Annotated in this window: 19 protein-coding genes and 1 pseudogene; 11 read left to right on the forward strand and 9 right to left on the reverse strand. The window is 63.5% G+C overall.

Annotation, left to right across the window (positions count from 1 at the left end):
* Window positions 1-250 precede the first annotated feature (250 nt).
* Together AC0ZT5_RS18235 and AC0ZT5_RS18240 are read left to right on the forward strand one after the other, a co-directional pair.
* A complete protein-coding gene (locus tag AC0ZT5_RS18235) occupies window positions 251-676 on the forward strand; it encodes an Hsp20 family protein (RefSeq protein WP_023760739.1) in 426 nt (141 codons plus the stop codon).
* Window positions 677-741: 65 nt separating this feature from the next.
* Window positions 742-999 (forward strand): BQ00720 family protein, encoded by a 258-nt coding sequence (locus tag AC0ZT5_RS18240; RefSeq protein WP_488497556.1) that lies wholly within the window; start codon window positions 742-744, stop codon window positions 997-999.
* Window positions 1000-1072: 73 nt separating this feature from the next.
* Here the strand turns inward: AC0ZT5_RS18240 and ptsN are convergent, their stop codons facing one another.
* The 6 genes from ptsN to lptC form a co-directional block, all read right to left on the reverse strand.
* Window positions 1073-1537, reverse strand: a complete 465-nt coding sequence (gene ptsN, locus AC0ZT5_RS18245) for a PTS IIA-like nitrogen regulatory protein PtsN (protein ID WP_013529589.1) — start codon at window positions 1535-1537, stop codon at window positions 1073-1075.
* A 59-nt stretch (window positions 1538-1596) separates the two neighbouring features.
* Window positions 1597-2181 (reverse strand): ribosome hibernation-promoting factor, HPF/YfiA family, encoded by a 585-nt coding sequence (gene hpf / locus AC0ZT5_RS18250; protein WP_095084708.1) that lies wholly within the window; start codon window positions 2179-2181, stop codon window positions 1597-1599.
* Between the two features lie 266 nt (window positions 2182-2447).
* Window positions 2448-3980, reverse strand: coding sequence for an RNA polymerase factor sigma-54 (gene rpoN / locus AC0ZT5_RS18255; RefSeq protein ID WP_488497557.1), 1533 nt, complete (start codon window positions 3978-3980; stop codon window positions 2448-2450).
* 200 nt (window positions 3981-4180) lie between these two features.
* Window positions 4181-4999, reverse strand: coding sequence for an LPS export ABC transporter ATP-binding protein (gene lptB / locus AC0ZT5_RS18260; protein WP_477227909.1), 819 nt, complete (start codon window positions 4997-4999; stop codon window positions 4181-4183).
* On the reverse strand, window positions 4999-5580 hold the full coding sequence (locus AC0ZT5_RS18265) for an LptA/OstA family protein (protein ID WP_095084711.1): 582 nt from the start codon (window positions 5578-5580) through the stop codon (window positions 4999-5001). The genes lptB and AC0ZT5_RS18265 overlap by 1 nt, the downstream gene beginning before the upstream one ends.
* Complete coding sequence (gene lptC / locus AC0ZT5_RS18270; protein WP_477285666.1) at window positions 5567-6280, reverse strand: LPS export ABC transporter periplasmic protein LptC; 714 nt, start codon at window positions 6278-6280, stop codon at window positions 5567-5569. Before lptC ends, AC0ZT5_RS18265 begins: the two co-directional genes overlap by 14 nt.
* Before the next feature lie 415 nt (window positions 6281-6695).
* Here lptC and sppA point away from each other — a divergent pair, with 415 nt between their 5' ends.
* From sppA to lhpI, 4 genes are all read left to right on the forward strand, one after another.
* Complete coding sequence (sppA, locus tag AC0ZT5_RS18275) at window positions 6696-7652, forward strand: signal peptide peptidase SppA (RefSeq protein ID WP_488497558.1); 957 nt, start codon at window positions 6696-6698, stop codon at window positions 7650-7652.
* 81 nt (window positions 7653-7733) lie between these two features.
* The gene (locus AC0ZT5_RS18280) at window positions 7734-8018 is read left to right on the forward strand and encodes an integration host factor subunit beta (RefSeq protein ID WP_006200394.1); all 285 of its coding nucleotides are present in this window, start codon (window positions 7734-7736) and stop codon (window positions 8016-8018) included.
* 42 nt (window positions 8019-8060) lie between these two features.
* Window positions 8061-8429, forward strand: a complete 369-nt coding sequence (locus tag AC0ZT5_RS18285) for a DUF1049 domain-containing protein (protein ID WP_488497559.1) — start codon at window positions 8061-8063, stop codon at window positions 8427-8429.
* A gap of 37 nt (window positions 8430-8466) precedes the next feature.
* On the forward strand, window positions 8467-9432 hold the full coding sequence (lhpI, locus tag AC0ZT5_RS18290; protein ID WP_488497560.1) for a bifunctional Delta(1)-pyrroline-2-carboxylate/Delta(1)-piperideine-2-carboxylate reductase: 966 nt from the start codon (window positions 8467-8469) through the stop codon (window positions 9430-9432).
* On the opposite strand, the gene AC0ZT5_RS18295 is transcribed toward lhpI, so the two are convergent.
* From AC0ZT5_RS18295 to AC0ZT5_RS18305, 3 genes and pseudogenes are all read right to left on the reverse strand, one after another.
* Window positions 9429-9866 carry an EVE domain-containing protein gene (locus tag AC0ZT5_RS18295; protein WP_488497561.1) on the reverse strand — a complete coding sequence of 146 codons (438 nt, stop codon included), beginning with the start codon at window positions 9864-9866 and terminating at the stop codon, window positions 9429-9431. The genes lhpI and AC0ZT5_RS18295 overlap by 4 nt on opposite strands.
* Window positions 9863-10258: a VOC family protein gene (locus AC0ZT5_RS18300; protein ID WP_488497562.1), complete on the reverse strand. Its 396-nt coding sequence runs from the start codon at window positions 10256-10258 to the stop codon at window positions 9863-9865. Before AC0ZT5_RS18300 ends, AC0ZT5_RS18295 begins: the two co-directional genes overlap by 4 nt.
* 74 nt (window positions 10259-10332) lie before the next feature.
* Window positions 10333-11018, reverse strand: a pseudogene (locus AC0ZT5_RS18305) (helix-turn-helix transcriptional regulator).
* Window positions 11019-11154: 136 nt separating this feature from the next.
* On the opposite strand from AC0ZT5_RS18305, the gene AC0ZT5_RS18310 reads away from it, so the two are divergent.
* The 5 genes from AC0ZT5_RS18310 (at window position 11155) to AC0ZT5_RS18330 (ending at window position 17089) form a co-directional block, all read left to right on the forward strand.
* Window positions 11155-12246: an RsmD family RNA methyltransferase gene (locus tag AC0ZT5_RS18310; RefSeq protein ID WP_488497563.1), complete on the forward strand. Its 1092-nt coding sequence runs from the start codon at window positions 11155-11157 to the stop codon at window positions 12244-12246.
* Between the two features lies 1 nt (window position 12247).
* The gene (locus AC0ZT5_RS18315; RefSeq protein WP_477285649.1) at window positions 12248-13105 is read left to right on the forward strand and encodes a TrmH family RNA methyltransferase; all 858 of its coding nucleotides are present in this window, start codon (window positions 12248-12250) and stop codon (window positions 13103-13105) included.
* A 13-nt stretch (window positions 13106-13118) separates the two neighbouring features.
* Entirely contained in the window at window positions 13119-13616 is a 498-nt protein-coding gene (lspA, locus tag AC0ZT5_RS18320; protein ID WP_488497564.1) for a signal peptidase II, read from the forward strand.
* Between the two features lie 57 nt (window positions 13617-13673).
* Entirely contained in the window at window positions 13674-14663 is a 990-nt protein-coding gene (acuI, locus tag AC0ZT5_RS18325) for an acrylyl-CoA reductase (NADPH) (RefSeq protein ID WP_488497565.1), read from the forward strand.
* Between the two features lie 143 nt (window positions 14664-14806).
* The gene (locus AC0ZT5_RS18330) at window positions 14807-17089 is read left to right on the forward strand and encodes a response regulator (protein WP_488497566.1); all 2283 of its coding nucleotides are present in this window, start codon (window positions 14807-14809) and stop codon (window positions 17087-17089) included.
* The last annotated feature ends 51 nt before the right edge of the window (window positions 17090-17140 follow it).

Below are 17140 nucleotides of genomic sequence, written 5' to 3' on the forward strand. Positions count from 1 at the left end.
GAAGCGGCTGCGAACTGCCAAGTCGAACCGCTCGACCGGGGAAGACAATCCCGACCTGCGCGCTTCTCCTTGCATCTGCTGGCCGTTTCAAGCGCCATGTCGATCATTCCTGTGAGTCCACGACCTGGTCTTTTTGGGCGGGTCTTTTGATGGCTTGAACTTGGTCGCGGGGCGGACCATATCAAGACCACCGGGAAAAATGCCATCTGGGTTTTTCCACTTTATGTCGCTCTACAGAGGACAGTGTAACATGAGCCGAATGACGCCCTTTTCCAGCCCGCTTCTCCTTGGTTTCGACGCCATGGAAAAGACCCTGGAACGCCTGGCGAAGTCCGGTGACAGCTACCCTCCCTACAACATCGAACGCCTCAGCGGCGCCGACGGCAAGACCGAAAGGTTGCGCATCACATTGGCGGTCGCCGGTTTCGCCGAAAGCGATCTCGATGTCACCACGGAGGAAAACCAGCTGGTCGTGCGCGGCCGTCAGACCGACGACACCGAGCGCGAGTTTCTTCATCGCGGCATCGCCGCGCGCCAGTTCCAGCGCTGTTTCGTGCTGGCCGACGGCATGCGGGTGATCGCGGCGGAACTGAAGAACGGCCTTTTGTCGATCGATCTCGATCGGCCTGAGTCGGAACGGCTGGTACGGAAAATAAACATATCGGTGAAAGACTGATCTTTACCGATGGCTCTCATGCGGGATGGCCTTGAGCGGCGTCCTCGCGCCAAGGAGGCTTTGAAATGACCAGAACTGATGAAAATGTCACCATGACCAGCGGCGAATTCGCCCATCTCGGCGAGGGCTCAGTCGCCTATCTGCGCAAGGTCTCGAGCGACGAGTTGCTCGGCCGTTTCCCGAACCTCGGTGAAATCGCGCCCGGCATGGAACTGTGGGCGCTGTTTGCCGCCAATGGCCAGCCGATCCTGCTTTCGGATGCGCGTGACCGCGCGCTGGCTGGCGCCATGGAAAACGACCTGACCACGGTCGCCATTCACTAAACCCGGCGCGCCGGGCTCAAATGGACAGGGCCGCCCATGGCGGCCCTTGACTGGCTGTTCCAATCAGAAAATGTCAGGCCGCGTGCGAGGCCTGCGTATCCGACAAAAGCGCGTGGATTGCCGCGGCGTCGCGCGTCCCTCTGATCTTGGCCACCGTGTCGGCGTCGCGCAGCACCCGCGCGATGCGCGACAAGGCCTTGAGATGGTCGGCGCCGGCCCCTTCCGGCGCCAATAGCAGAAACACCAGATCGACCGGCTGATCGTCCAGCGATTCGAAATCGACCGGCGTCTCCAGCCGGGCGAAAACCCCGGCGATGCGCTTCACGCCGGCGAGCTTGCCATGCGGAATGGCGATACCGTTGCCAACGCCCGTCGAGCCAAGCCGTTCACGCTGCAGGATGGTGTCGAACACTTCCCGCTCCGGAATGCCCGAAATCGCGGCTGCCCGTTCGGAAAGCAATTGCAACAGCTGCTTTTTGGAGTTCGCCTTCAACGCCGGCAGTATCGCCGGAACGTTGATAAGATCGCTCAGATCCATGCTTGAAAATCCCTTGTTCGCCTGCCGTCACCAGTCCTCACCCCTCGTGCGGCCGGCTCTTATCCTTGTGCGACCTTGGTCGTGGACGGGTCGATCCAGCCGATGTTTCCATCGGGCCGGCGATAGACGATGTTGAGATGGTCGTTTCCGGCGTTGCGGAAGACGAAGACCGGGCTGTCCTTGGTGTCGAGCTCGATGACTGCCGACGCCACCGACATGGTCTTCAGCGTCATGGTTGATTCGGCGACGATGGCCGGCGCGAAATTATCCGGAATATCCTCGTCGTCATCGGCCAGCGGCGCCATCACCGTGTAGGCAATGTCGGTCGGATCGCCATTGGCGGCGCCTGAATTGTGCGATTTCAGCCGGCGCTTGTAGCGCCTCAGCCGCGTTTCCAGGCGATCGGCGGCGGCCTCGAAGGCAACCGTCGGATCCTGGGCATCGCCGGTGGCCTGCAGCGAAGCGCCGGAATCCAGCCGGATCATGCAATCCGCCGAATAGCGCGAACCTGATTTGATGACTGTGACGTGTCCGGCAAAGCCGCGATCGAAATATTTGCCGATCGCTTCGCCGACACGATCGTTGATGCGTGTACGAAACGCATCGCCGATATCCATGTGTTTTCCCGATATGCGCAGATTCATCTGAAAACTGACCTTCCTTGCTCAGGCTTCAAACTCGCCCGAGTTTATACTCGTGGTCCGTGCGCACAAGCTTTGCGGCGTCACTCGCGCCGATTTTAAATCCGAACTTTCCGGTTGATCACAAGCCGCCCTTTTGATCGTCCCGAGGCCAACGTCGTGACGGACCATCCACACGCGGGCATCTAGCCCCACTCATGCGGGCGGGCTTCTAGCCACTTCGCCGCGGCTTGTCAATGAAGTGCTGGCCTGTGAAAAATCGAACCGTGTCAGCGCCCGGCGCTGGCCAGCGCTCGTTTCTCGCGCCGACGCTGCACCGAGGAGGGAATATTCATGCCCTCCCGGTACTTGGCGACAGTGCGCCGGGCGATATCGACGCCACTCTCGCGCAACATGTCGACGATCGCATCGTCGGAAAGCACGTCGACGGGTTTTTCCTCATCGATCAGCTGCTTGATGCGATCACGCACCGATTCCGAGGAATGCGCATCGCCGCCACCCGACGCGGCGATCGAAGCGGTGAAGAAGTACCGCAGCTCGAACACGCCGCGCGGCGTCAGCATGTATTTGTTCGCGGTGACCCGGCTGACGGTCGATTCGTGCATGCCGATGGCATCGGCCACCGTGCGCAGGTTGAGCGGCTTCAGCTGGCGCACGCCATGGACGAGGAAGGCGTCCTGCTGGCGAACGATTTCCGAGGCGACCTTGAGGATGGTCTTTGCCCGCTGGTCGAGGCTGCGGGTCAGCCAGTTGGCGTTTTGCAGGCATTCGGCGAGGAAGTCCTTTTCCGCCTGGTTCTTCGCCTGCGGCGAAACCTGGGCGAAATAGATATGGTCGACCAGCACGCGCGGCAGCGTTTCGGCATTGAGTTCGACCGTCCAGCTGCCGTCATTGGCGGCGCGCACCTCGACATCGGCGACGATCGCGTCACTGGCGCCGCCCGAAAACGCCATGCCGGGCCGGGGATCGAGCGCACGGATCTCGGCCAGCATGTCGAGCAGATCCTCCTCGTCGACGCCGCAGATCCGTTTCAGCGCATGGAAATCACGCCGTGCCAGCAGTTCAAGATTGGCGACCAGCGCCTTCATCGCCGGATCGAGCCGGTCCCGCACGGCAAGCTGCAGCGACAGGCATTCGGCAAGGTCGCGGGCAAACAGGCCGGCCGGCTCGAAAGTCTGGCACACCGCCAGCACCTTTCTCACCGCGGCGGCGTCCGTGCCGAGACGCGCGGCGATCTCGGCCAGGTCGGCGCGCAGATAGCCGGTCTCGTCGAGCCCGTCGGCCAGGTCGGCGGCGATCAGCCGTGCCGCCGGATCGGCGAAGGCGAGCGCCACCTGTTCGCCGACATGGTCGCGCAGCGTGATCGCCGCGGCCGCCATGTCGCCCGCATCAATGCCCTCGGATGAGGAACTCGCACCATTGCCGGAAGCCGATTTCCATTGCGCCGTCAGGTCGGGACCGAGCCGCTCGCTCGTCCCCGGATCGTCGGGAAACAGGTTTTCCAGTGACGTGTCGAGCTTGTCGGAGATCGCCTCGGCGCTCCACTGCGTCTCGTTTTCGAACCAGTCGCCATCGGCGGCAGCGGCGGCTTGTGGTTCCGCCTCGATCTTTTGAGACTGGTCGCTGGCGGCATCGTCCTGCGGCTCGGCGCGCTCCAGCAGCGGATTGCGCTCGATTTCGTCATCGATGAAATGCTCGAGCTCGGTATGGGTAAATTGCAGCAGCCGAATCGACTGCATCAGCTGCGGCGTCATCACCAGCGACTGCGATTGTCGTAGCTGTAGTTTCGCCGCCAACGCCATTGTCTGGTTTCAAACGCCTCGTCTACGCATCCGGGCTTCCGGACAGGAATTTTTGCAGCCGGTCATAGAAACTGGCCCAGCTTTTGCTTGTCAAGGCAATAGCTAGCAAAACTCACTTACCGGAGCGTTATCTGGCGGCAAAATCGGAGAAAAAGGGCGGTGAGGGGACCAAAAATCGTGTCAGGAAACAAATTTCACGCTCAGAGCGTAAATCCCTCGCCGAGATAGAGCCGGCGGACATCCGGGTTTGCCACCACTTCGTCGGCCCGGCCATGGGTCAGCACCTGGCCGGCGTGGATGATGTACGCGCGGTCGATCAGGCCAAGCGTTTCGCGCACATTATGATCGGTGATGAGGACGCCGATGCCCCGCGCCGTCAGGTGACGCACCAGTTGCTGGATATCGGCGACGGCGATCGGATCGATGCCGGCAAAAGGCTCGTCGAGCAGCATGTAGGCCGGGCGCGTTGCCAGCGCACGCGCGATTTCCAGGCGCCGCCGCTCGCCGCCGGAAAGCGACATGGATGGCGCCTTGCGCAGATGGCTGATGTGGAATTCCTCGAGCAATTCGTCGAGATTGCGTTCGCGCTCCTTGCGGCTCTTTTCGACCACTTCGAGCACGGCGCGGATGTTCTGCTCGACACTCAGGCCGCGAAAGATCGATGCCTCCTGCGGCAGATAGCCGATGCCGAGGCGCGCACGACGGTACATCGGCATCGAGGTGACGTCGAAGCCGTCGATCTCGATCGTGCCCTCGTCCACCGGAACCAGGCCGGTGACCATGTAGAAGCAGGTCGTCTTGCCGGCACCGTTGGGGCCGAGCAGCCCAACGGCCTCGCCAGCGCGCACGCCGATGGTGACGCCGCTGACGACCTTGCGGCCCTTGTAGCTCTTGGTCAGACCCTTGGCGATCAGGGTTCCCTTGAACTTTCCCGTATCGACGGTCGCCGTGGCCGGCGCCGAAAGCTTGCCAGCGGCCCGTCCCGGAAGACGCGCCGTCAGCGACGACAGGCTGGCCATCAGGGGTTCGCCGCTCCCGATTTCGGCGGCGGTGTGATCGACATCTGGACGCGTTGCCCAGCGCATGGATCAACCTGGGCCAGCCCGGTTTTCATCTGCACGACGAGCTTGCAGCCGACCAGGACATTGTCGTTTTGCGACAGGACGACCTTTTTGCCCGAAAGCACCAGAACCTGGCTCTTCATGTCGAAGCTGCCTTGATCGCCGGTGGCGATCTGCGCGTCCGACTTGATGTAAACCTTGTCGGAGATCTCCAGGTGGTCGATGTTGGCCGAGCCGGTCATCGCCGCGCCCGCGGCTTCCGTGCCCTTGGCCGCGGCATTGGGGTCCTTCACATAATAGACCGTCATCTTGCCGGCCTTCATCAGCGTCGGCCCCTGGACGACGCTGACATTGCCCGTGAAGATGGCGACATTTTCGGCTTGGCGGACTTCCAGCTTGTCGCTTTCGATCTGGATCGGCTTGTCGCCGGACAGTTTCAGACCTGATTGGCTGGTGGACTGCGCCAATGACGGCACCAGCCCGAGCAGCAGCAACGCCGAAGTTGCAGCCGCGAGCCGCGTCGAACTACTGAGCCGCATTGATTTCTCCGCTGTTTCCCTCTGCCGTCTTCAAGGCGGCGGAATCGATGTTGACGCGCACTTTGTTCTCGAAAACCAGGACCTTGCCATTGTCCTGGACCGACATCGAATCCGCCGTGATCCGTGACCCCTCACGGCTGACATCGACGGGATCTCCCGTCTTCATAGTGCCTTTGCCCATGTCGAGGAAGACCGATTTGAACTTGGCCTGCATGCCGTCCGTTGTGGTGATGGCGACGTCGCTGGTCAGGTTCATCGTATTGCCGTTGCGATCGTAGGTGCCGTGCGAGGCCTTGATCGCCGCGATATTGTCAGGTCCGACCGGGATCTTGGCGTCGATGCCTTCCAGTTCGATGATGCCTTGCGTGCTGACATCCTGGATAGCGCGCAGCGCCGTCATCGAATAGGGCTGCTTCTGCTTGGTGAACCCGTTTAGCTTGGGATTGGCCATCACCAGCTTGCCGTTGGAAAAAGCGGTGCCTTCCGCCTGGACCGCGACGGAAACCGGTGCGGCCAGATAGGAATAAACCGGGAAAGCGACGGCGATCAGTACCGCGGCCAGCGGCACGGCAAACTTGAGAACGCGCACGCGGCGCGAATGACGCTGGGCGCGGTCGAAAGCATCGCCACGCATCCGGACGTCCGCCGGGGGAGCCAACTCCGTCTCGGCGTTGGTCGATTCAATTGGTCGCGCTAACATTCAACGCTTTCTTCTAAACCCCTTGCCCACCCGCGAGCACCGCCTATAGGTGGGACGCCGCCGCCTTCAAGCAAGCACAAGCCCATGAAAACTGCAAAAATGTGACAGCCGCGTTTGTACAGATGAAAATGAGATCCGCACAACTGCCCGTTCTTCATAGCAGAAACAGACACGCGGCGTAAAATTTATCAGCTGCCGATCTTCGCCGCCAGACCTCGCGACGATTGCACAAATACGTGAAGAGACCTGTGCCTGGAGAGGGGCGGAGCCCGCCCTGACCTGCCCTATGGCGCATCCGGCATGGCCAACTCGACTGTCCGCGCGGATTGTCTTGTTGCGCCGGAAAAGAGAATTGCTTCCAGATGGGAAGATGATGGTCTAAAAGCGTCTCCTCCCGCCGACTGAAAGGCTGACCATGGCACTGAGAGCCGACGACCTGATCGACCGCCGCCGCTTGCGGCGCAAGCTGACATTCTGGCGGGTTGCCGCCATCGGCATCGTAGCACTTGGGGTGATTGCACTTTCAACCTGGTTTTATGGCGAGGATTTCACCGGCTCGGCGGTCGACCATATCGCCAAGGTCAGGATCGAGGGCACCATCACCGAGGACGAGGAGCTGATCAAGCGGCTGGAAACCATCCGCCAGTCGTCGAAGGTGAAAGGCGTGATCCTGTCGATCGATTCGCCTGGCGGCACCACGGTCGGCGGTGAATCGATCTATGAAGAGGTGCGCAAGCTGGCCGCTGACAAGCCGGTGGTCGCGGAAGTCGGCACGCTTGCCGCATCTGCGGGCTACATGATCGCCAGTGCCGCCGATCATATCGTCGCACGCAAGACCTCGATCGTCGGCTCGATCGGCGTGCTGATCCAGTATCCTGATGTCAGCGGCCTGATGGACAAGCTCGGCGTCAAGCTTGAGGAAGTGAAATCCTCGCCGCTGAAAGCTTCCCCATCTCCCTTCAAGCCGACCAATGACGACGAGCGCGCCATGGTCCGCAAACTCATCCTCGACAGCTACGACTGGTTCGTCGGCATCGTCGCCGAGCGCCGCAAGATGACCCGCGAGCAAGCGCTGGCGCTCGCCGATGGCTCGATCTTCACCGGCCGCCAGGGCGTCACCAACGGGCTGATCGACGCTGTCGGCGGCGAGACCGAAGCGGTCGACTGGCTGGCGACCAAGGGCGTCGATGCCAAACTGAAGGTCGTCGAGTGGAAGGATACGGAACGGCGCGGCGGCTTCCTGTTCTCGAAAGCGATGGCGCAAACCATCGGCAGCGCGCTCGGGCTGCCCGCCTACAGCGGCGATGTCATTCATGAACTCGGCGCCGACCGCTTGTTTCTTGACGGTCTCGTTTCCGTCTGGCACCCTTGAGATGCCGTTTGGGGCAAGTGAAAAAGCAAATAAAATCATCCTCATAATTTTGACCGTACTGCTTTCACGGGGACCCGTCTGATGATCAAGTCCGAACTTGTGCAGATTATTGCCACGCGCAATCCGCATCTTTTCCTGCGCGACGTCGAAAACATCGTCGGCGCGATCTTCGATGAGATCACCGACGCTCTCGCCGAAGGCAATCGCGTCGAGCTGCGCGGCTTCGGTGCTTTTTCGGTGAAAAACCGTCCCGCCCGCACCGGCCGCAATCCACGCACCGGCGAGTCCGTCGAGGTCGAGGAGAAATGGGTGCCGTTCTTCAAGACCGGCAAGGAGCTGCGCGAAAGGCTGAACGGCGGCAAGTAGGCGCGGCGTCAGCGCCAGCCAGCCTTTCCGACGGCAAACATCATGTTCAATCGCTTCATGCTCATCGTGGTCTTCGTGCCCCTGGCGATCATCCTGATCGCGCTCGCCGTCGCCAATCGCGAACTGGTCGCCTTCACGCTGGACCCGTTCAACCCCGGCAATCCAAAGCTGACGCTGACCTTGCCACTGTTCATCTTCCTGTTCCTGGCGCTCGCCATCGGCATGGTCGTTGGCAGCCTGGCAACCTGGGTCAAGCAGGGCCGCTACCGCAAACTGGCGCGCCAGCGTGGCGTCGAAGCCGAGAACCTGCGCCAGGCGGTCAGCCGCGCGCCGGCGGCGGCGCAAGGCCCGGCCCAAGGGTCGGCCCAAGGTTCGGCCCAAGGTTCGGCGTTGCCGAAACCGACCACTTGAACCGCCGGTCGACGGTTTTCTCTCCACGGAGTTTTCCATGCTGACCATTTCGGCCGCCGAGGTCGATCATGCGCTGACCTTTCCCGGCCTGGTCGAGACGCTGCGGGAGGCCTTTCGCGAGGGTGCCGTACAGCCGGTAAGGCATCACCATACCGTCGAACGGCCCGTCGGCGCCGCCTCGACGCTGCTTTTGATGCCGGCCTGGACCGACTTCAACGCCGCTGGCACGTCGGCCAGTGGTCACATCGGCGTCAAGATCGTTACCGTCTCGCCTGACAACAACGCTATCGGAAAGCCCGCGGTGATGGGCCTCTATCTGCTGCTCAATGGCGCCACCGGCGAACCCGAAGCCTTGATCGACGGCCAGAGATTGACGCAGTGGCGCACCGCCTGCGCCTCGGCGCTGGCTGCTTCCTATCTCGCCCGCGAGGACGCCTCGCGGCTGCTCGTGGTCGGCGCCGGCGCGCTGTCGCCCTTCCTCGCCAAGGCGCATAGCGCCGTGCGGCCGATCAAGACCATCCGCATCTGGAACCGTACCCCTGCCAATGCCGAGAAGGTCGCCGCCGATCTGCGCGCCGAAGGCTTCACGGCCAGCGCGGCAAGCGATCTCGATGCCGAACTTGGGCAGGCCGACATCGTCTCCTCGGCGACGATCACCACGACACCGCTGATCAAGGGCGCGTTGTTGCAGCCGGGAACCCATGTCGACCTGGTCGGCGGCTTTACCCCGACGATGCGCGAAAGCGACGATGACGCGATCGCGACCGCCCGCGTCTATGTCGACACCCGCGCCGGCGCCACCAAGGAGGCCGGCGACATCGTCCAGCCACTGGCCTCCGGCGTGCTGAAGCCGGACGCCATCGTCGCCGATCTGCACGAATTGGCGCGCGGCGAGAAGAAGGGTCGCGAGAGCGCCAGCGAGATCACGCTGTTCAAGTCGGTGGGCGCGGCACTCGAGGACCTTGCCGCCGGCATTGCCGTCTACAAGGCGCTCGTGGCTTAGTTCACCGCCGCAGCCATTTTGGCGCCCATCGCCTCGGCGATCAGCGAAAAGTCATGCGCACTGATTTCGAAAAGGCCGAAGCGCAGCTGGTAGCCCCAGTTGGACTTGCCGGCGGTGAAGTCCAGCCTGTCGAGCAACGGCTTGATCGATGCTTCCTCGGCCTTTGCCCAGGCGACATCGCGGCGGAACGGCGTGAAGCCGCCGCCCATATCGCCCTGATAGGGCTCGCCTTCCCGCACCGTGCCAATTGCCGTGAACGCTTGCAGGCCGTCTTTCTCGCCGAGAATTGTGGTTGGCGAATAATAGGCGATACCGTCACCAGGCTTGACGCGGCGCAGGGGTGCTGCCTTGCCGTGATTGACCTGCATGAAGCCGCCCTGGCGCCCGCGCCGGACATGTTCGGCCGACGCCACCGCGATCCAATGCGCACTCATTTCCGTCCCCCATCGGTCTGTTCCTCATCGGACAGCCAGTAGACGCGCAGGCGATGATTGTCGGGATCGAGCGCGACGAAGGTGCGGCCGAAATCCATGTCGGTCGGCGTCTGCAGGATCTTCAGCCCGCGCCCGGCCCAGTCGGCGTGGGCGGCATCGACCGCGTCCGGCGTATCCAGCGCAAAGACGATTTCGGCGCCGCCGCCTGCCGTCGCTGCGGCAGGCTCCACCGTATGGCGCGACCAGAGGCCGAGCTTGAAGCCCGCGTCGAGTACGAACAGCACGAAGGTCGGCGAACTTTCGACCGGCTCGCGACCGAGCAGCGCGCTATAGAAGGTGCCGCTCTGCTGCGGCTGGTCGACATAGAGGATGACGAAATTCGGGGCGATCATGTCTGCTCTCCAAGGTTCAGTGTTTCAACTTGGCGACCATAGAATGAGCTACTGTCAGATTCTGGCAGCAGTCGTCACGAACTGCGGGGTTTGTCGAGCGTTGCCCGCCATTCCCTCAGAAGTGCCTGGCGACGGCGCGGATAGCGCGTATCGGTGGCGTTGAGTCCGGATATTCGATCGGCGCGAAAATGCCGGAAATCCTGGCGCATCTCGCACCACGCCACCACGACCCGCACCTTGTCGAAGAACCCCAGCGCAAACGGCCAGACCACCCGTTCGGAGGCCGCGCCGCCGGCGTCGCGGTACAAAAAGCCGAGCTTGCGCTCGTTGCGGATCGCCTGCCCAGGCCGAGGTCGATGCCCTCAATGACTGCTGCGGGAGGCCCGACCAGCAGCGTGCTCGCGTCGAGATCCTCGCGCAGATCGTCCGGCAGCACGGCGGCGATCTTGGCCAGCGCGTTGGCGGCAGCGGCCGACAGACGCTGGTCCGGCTGCTTGGCGACCCAGCGCGAGCCGAGCACGATGGCTTCGATCTCCTCGTCGCTGAACATCAGCGGCGGCAGCATGAAGCCGGGCTTGAGCACATAGCCCAGTCCTGCCTCACCCTCGATCGGCGCGCCCTGGCCCTGCAGCGTGGCGATGTCGCGGTAGAGCGTGCGGATCGAAATCCCGAGCTCATCGGCCAGCGCCTGCCCGCTCACCGGCCGCCGATGCCGGCGCAGCGTCTGGATCAGGTCAAGCAGGCGTTCAGAGCGGGACATATCGAAGACTTGCCTGTTTCTTTGACATTGGTCCATCGTCGGCCGACACAAACCAGAGAGGCTTGCGCGGCGGACTTGGTTGCGAAGCAGGTTGGCCTATGCCAAAAGCGGCCACGCCGCTCGGAGTTGCTCCCGCTTGAAGTCTTTTCGCGACAAACGCCGCGACAACCGTCCGCATCAATCCGCGAAGGGTGCGGGGGACCAGTCACGTCCGCCTGCCGGCCGCGCTCCCGCCAGGCCGGAACCGCAGCCGCGCGAGCGGCTTGAGGCGAAGGCCGAAGACCGCTCCCAGCCGAAATCGACGCCGCGCATCCTCGCCCGGCGCGATGGCGTCCTGCCCACCGAGCATCTTCCGGTGATCCTCGAAGTGGCGCCGAATGCCGATTATGCGCTGCTCGACAGCGGCGCCGGGCAGAAGCTCGAGCAATACGGCCGCTACCGCATCGTGCGGCCCGAGGGCCAGGCGATCTGGCAGAAGGCCTTGCCGGCAAAGGACTGGGAGCGCGCCGACGCCGTTTTCACCGGCGATACCGACGAGGAAGGCATCGGCCGCTGGCGCTTCCCGAAGACGCCGCTCGGCGAAACCTGGCCGATGAAGCATGACGGCATCGACTATCTCGGCCGTTTCACCTCGTTTCGCCACGTCGGCGTCTTTCCCGAACAAGCCTCGCACTGGGACCACATGGCCGGGCTGATCGCGGCGGCCAAGCGGCCGGTCAAGGTGCTGAACCTGTTCGGTTATACCGGGCTTGCCTCGCTGGTTGCGGCCCGCGCCGGCGCCGAGGTCACCCATGTCGATGCCTCGAAGAAGGCGATCGGCTGGGCCCGCGAGAACCAGGAAATGGCCGGACTCGGCAGCAAGCCGATCCGCTGGATCGTCGACGACGCGGTGAAATTCGCCGAACGTGAGGAACGTCGAGGCAGCCGTTACGACATAATCCTGTTCGACCCGCCGGCCTATGGTCGCGGCCCCAAGGGCGAGGTCTGGCAGTTGTTCGAGGACCTGCCTGATTTGACCGACCTTTGCCGCGCGATCCTGACACCCAAACCACTCGCCGTGGTGCTGACCGCCTATTCTATCCGCGCCTCCTTCTTCGCCATCCATGCCTTGATGCGCGACACCTTTGCCGGCATGGGCGGCACGGTCGAATCCGGAGAGCTCATCATCCGTGAAAAGTCCGCCGGCCGAGCGCTTTCGACCTCATTGTTTTCGCGTTGGGTGGCCTGATATGAACGAGCGGCATGCAGGCGCACCCGGGCTGGTGAAGGAAGTCACCAGCCTCGCCAACCCGCTGGTCAAGGACATCAAGGCGCTCGCCCAGAAGAAATTCCGCGACCAGCAGAATGCCTTCATGGCCGAGGGGTTGAAGTTGGTCATCGACGCGCTCGATCTCGGCTGGCAGATCAGGACACTGGTTTTCGCCAAGGCCGGGCGCGGCAACGCCGCGGTGGAGAAGGTCGCTGCGCGCACCGTTGCCGCCGGTGGCACGGTGCTCGAAGTGTCCGAAAAGGTGCTCGTCGCCATCACCCGCCGCGACAATCCGCAAATGGTGGTTGGCGTCTTCTCGCAAAGATTCCTGGCCTTGAAGGATATCCGCGCCGACAATGGCGATGTCTGGGTGGCGCTCGACCGGGTGCGCGATCCCGGCAATCTCGGCACCGTCATCCGCACCATCGATGCTGTCGGCGCCAAGGGCGTCATCCTGGTCGGTGACACCACAGATCCCTTTTCCGTGGAAACGGTGCGCGCCACCATGGGTTCGATCTTTGCCGTGCCGGTGGCCAAGGCGACGACCGAGGCCTTCCTTGCCTGGCGAGGCGGATTTTCAGGCCTTGTCGCCGGCACCCACCTGAAAGGCGCCGTCGACTACCGCTCGGTCGACTTTTCGCGCGGCCCGGTATTGCTGATGATGGGCAACGAGCAGCAGGGGCTGCCCGAAAGCCTGGCGGCGAGTTGCGACAGGCTGCTTAGAATTCCGCAGGCTGGCCGCGCCGATTCGCTCAATCTTGCCGTTGCCACCGGCATAATGCTGTTCGAGATCCGGCGCGGCGCGCTGAAGCTCGAACCAATCGTGGACCAGCAATGAAGGTTGCCCGCCCGTGAGATCATGGTCCCCCTACGCGCTGCTCGTCGTCGCGGCCATAGCGTTCGACCAGTGGATAAAACATCTGGTCGAGACCGGCCTGCCGTTTCAGGAAAAACTCGATCTCGTGCCGTTCCTGGCGCTGTTTCGCACCTACAACACCGGCATCGCCTTCTCGATGTTCTCGACCTTCGGCGACACCGGGCTGATTGTCATCTCGCTGGCGGTCGTTGCCTTCGTGCTGTTCCTGGCGACGCGGATCGCGCCGTCCCAGATCCTTGCCCGCACCGGCTTTGCTCTGATCGTCGGCGGCGCCCTCGGCAATCTCATCGACCGCGCCATATACGGCCATGTCATCGATTATATCCTGTTCCATACGCCGGTCTGGTCCTTCGCCGTCTTCAACCTGGCCGATGCCTTCATCTCGGTGGGCGCGGCCCTGGTCGTCTTCGACGAACTGTTCGGCTGGCGGCGCGAGCCCAGACCTTCGAATGCCAAGTCTTCCAAAGATTGACCCCGTGCGGCCGTCGCCGCACAGTCCATGTCGCCAAACAAGATCGCGGAGAAAGAGATGCCCGAAACCTTCAAAGCCATCCTCGTTTCGCGTGACGCCGAGAAGAAGCAGTCGGTAGCCGTGACCGATCTCACCGAGGCCGACCTGATGGAAGGCGATGTCACCATCGCGGTCGAGGCGACGACGGTGAACTACAAGGACGGCCTTGCAATCACCGGCAAGGCGCCGGTGATCCGCCGCTGGCCGCTGGTGCCGGGCATCGATTTCGCCGGCACCGTCATCTCGTCTTCCCATCCTGACTGGCGCGCCGGCGACAAGGTCATCCTGAACGGCTGGGGCGTCGGCGAAACCCACTTCGGCGCCTATGCCGGCCGCGCCCGCGTCAAGGGCGACTGGCTGGTTCCGCTGCCGCAAGGGATGAGCCCGCATGACGCGATGGCGGTAGGAACCGCCGGCTATACCGCCATGCTCTGCGTCATGGCGCTGGAACGGCACGGCATCCTGCCCGATCGCGGCCCGGTGGTGGTGACGGGGGCGGCCGGCGGCGTCGGCTCGGTCGCGGTCTCGATCCTGTCCAGCCTCGGCTACCATGTCGTTGCGTCCACCGGCCGCAACGCCGAAAGTCCCTATTTGATCAACCTTGGCGCCGCCGAAGTGATATCGCGTGACGAGCTTGCCCAACCGGCCAAGCCGCTGGCCAAGGAGCGTTGGGCCGGCGGTGTCGACGCGGTCGGCAGCCACACGCTGGCCAACGTGCTGTCGATGACCTCGTATGGCGGTGCGGTCGCCGCCTGCGGCCTGGCCGGCGGCATGGACCTGCCGACGAGCGTCGCCCCCTTCATCCTGCGCGGCGTCTCGCTGCTCGGCATCGATTCGGTGATGGCGCCGAAGGCGGTCCGTCTCGAAGCATGGCGGCGCATCGGCACCGACCTCGATCTGCAGAAGCTCGCCAGCCTGTCGACGACCATCGGTTTCGACGGCATCATCGACGCCGCGCATGACATCGTCGACGGCAAGATCCGCGGTCGTGTCGTCGTGGATATGTGAACCGCTCGACTACCCTGAGATGGCGGACGGAATTGCCAACTCGGATGGCAAATCCGCAACCGTCGCGGCGAAAAGCGCTCATCCGCTAAAATTCGAACGATCCGCCGCAATTTTCCATAATCTCTATCTGGCAAGGGTTTCGCATGATCGCGGAATCCGGCAGCCAACAGGTGGACACGGGCGAAGACGTCGATGCGGCGCCGACGTCGACGCGGCGCTTTGTTGCCGCGCCGCCGCTGGTGCCCGAGCCGGAACCCGCCAGGCGCGAGGGCCTTGCGTTGCTGGCCTTCGCCGCCATCGTCGTGCTGGCAGGCCTGGCGCATCTGACCGGAGCACCGATCTTTATCAGCGTCGCATTGCTGGCAGTCGGCCTTGCCGGCCTTGCCCTGCATCTGCGCGCCAGGCGGAGCGAACACCGCACCGCGGTCCTGCTCGACGAGACCACCGCCCGCAGCCGCGCCGAGATCGAGACGCTGGCCGACCGCATGTGGGAGATGCAGGAGAGCGAGGAGCGGTTTCGCGGGCTGATCGACGCACTTGGCGACCTCGTCATTCATCGCGACCGCGATGGCTACATCGTCTATGCCAACAAGATCTTCGCCGACCTCGTCGAAAGCGATCAACGCGACCTCGCCGGCAAGACCCTGGCGGAACTCGGCATCGATGTCGGCATCGTTCCCGATGCTGCCTTTTCCGATCATGAATGCCTGAGTTCCACCGATGTCTCCATCCGCACGCCGAGCGGTCCGCGCTGGTTTTCGTGGATCGAACTGTCGGTGCGCGACAAGGACAGCGGCGCCGTTTCGCATCGCGCCATCGCGCGCGACATCACCGCCCGCAAACGCGCCGAATCCTCGCTGATCACCGCTCGCGAGCGGGCCGAATACGCCAGCCAGGCCAAATCGCGCTTCCTCGCCACGGTCAGCCATGAAATTCGCACGCCGATGAACGGCATCATGGGCATGGCCAGGTTGCTGGCCGACACCAGCCTGTCGCCGGAACAGCAGACCTATGTCGGCGCCGTCTCGACGTCGGCCAGCGCATTGCTTGCCCTGATCGAGGATCTGCTCGATTACTCCAAGATCGAGGCGGGGCGCTTCGACCCGGAGCCGCAGCCGATGTCGGTGCGCGAAATCGCCGACAACATCGTCGAATTGCTCGCTGCCCGCGCCTTCGCCAAGGATATCGGGCTGGGCTGCCATGTCGAACCCGACGTGCCCCAATTGATCACCGCCGATCCGGGCAAGGTCAGGCAGGTGCTGCTCAACCTCATCGGCAATGCCATCAAGTTCACCGACAGCGGCGGTGTATTGGTGAGCATCGCACGCGCGCGCACCGAAACCACCGACCGCATCTGCTTCACGATCGCCGACACCGGTCCGGGTCTGCATGAAGACGACCTGGAACGCATTTTCGAGGAGTTCGAGCAGGCCGACGGCACGTCGACGCGCACGCATGGCGGGGCCGGCCTCGGCCTTGCCATCTCCAAACGCCTGGTGGCCGCCATGAGCGGCACGATTTCAGTATCGAGCCGGTTCGGTCAGGGATCCGAGTTCGTCTTCGAAATCCCGGCAATATCGGCCACGGAAGCGCCGCAGAGCCGACAGAACGCGCTTTCGGGCAAGCGCGCGGTGATCCTGTCGAAAAACGCCGTCGAGGCCGATGCCATCGCCCGCACCATCCGCGCCAATGGCGGCGCGGTCGATGTCGCCACCACCGTCGCGCAGGCCGCGCCCTTTGCCAACGGCTGCGATGTGCTCCTGGTCGACGCGGCGATGGAAGAGAGCGACGGAAGGCTGCTCAAGCGCCTGCGCCAGAGCGGTTTCGCCGACTGCGAGGCCATCACCCTGATCGCGCCGACCGACCGCGGCATGCTTGGCGAGTTCCGCGCCAGCGGCTACGCAACCTTCCTTGCCAGGCCGGTGCGTGGCGGAACGCTTCTGCGTGTGCTGTTGAGCAGCAATGCTTCCGCCCTCGCCCAGCCCCAGCCGGAAAACCGTCACGCACCCGCGCTTCGTGCCGTAGGCAGCCGCCAACGGGGCCTGTCGGTGCTGATCGCCGAGGACAACGACATCAACGCCATGCTTGCCCGCGCCACGCTGCTGAAGGCCGGACATCGCGTCAAGGTGGTTGGCAACGGCAAGGCCGCCGTCGAGGCTGTCACCGGCGCCGGGCACAGCCATCGCTTCGACGTGGTCCTGATGGACCTTCACATGCCGGTCATGGACGGGCTGGACGCGATTGCTGCCATCCGCCGCTACGAGGAGGAAACCGCCGTGCCGCCGGTGCCGATCATGGTGCTGTCGGCGGATAGCCAGGAAAAGACCCGCCATGCGGTGCTTGCCCATGGCGCCAGCGGCTTCGTTACCAAGCCACTCGACCCCGACGCGCTGGTCAATGCCGTCGAGGGACAGGTCGCGGCCTAGGGCATGATCCCGAACCGAAGGTCAGGAACTTCGACCGCCCATCCAACCCGC

The sequence above is a fragment of the Mesorhizobium sp. CNPSo 4670 genome, from assembly GCF_057784235.1.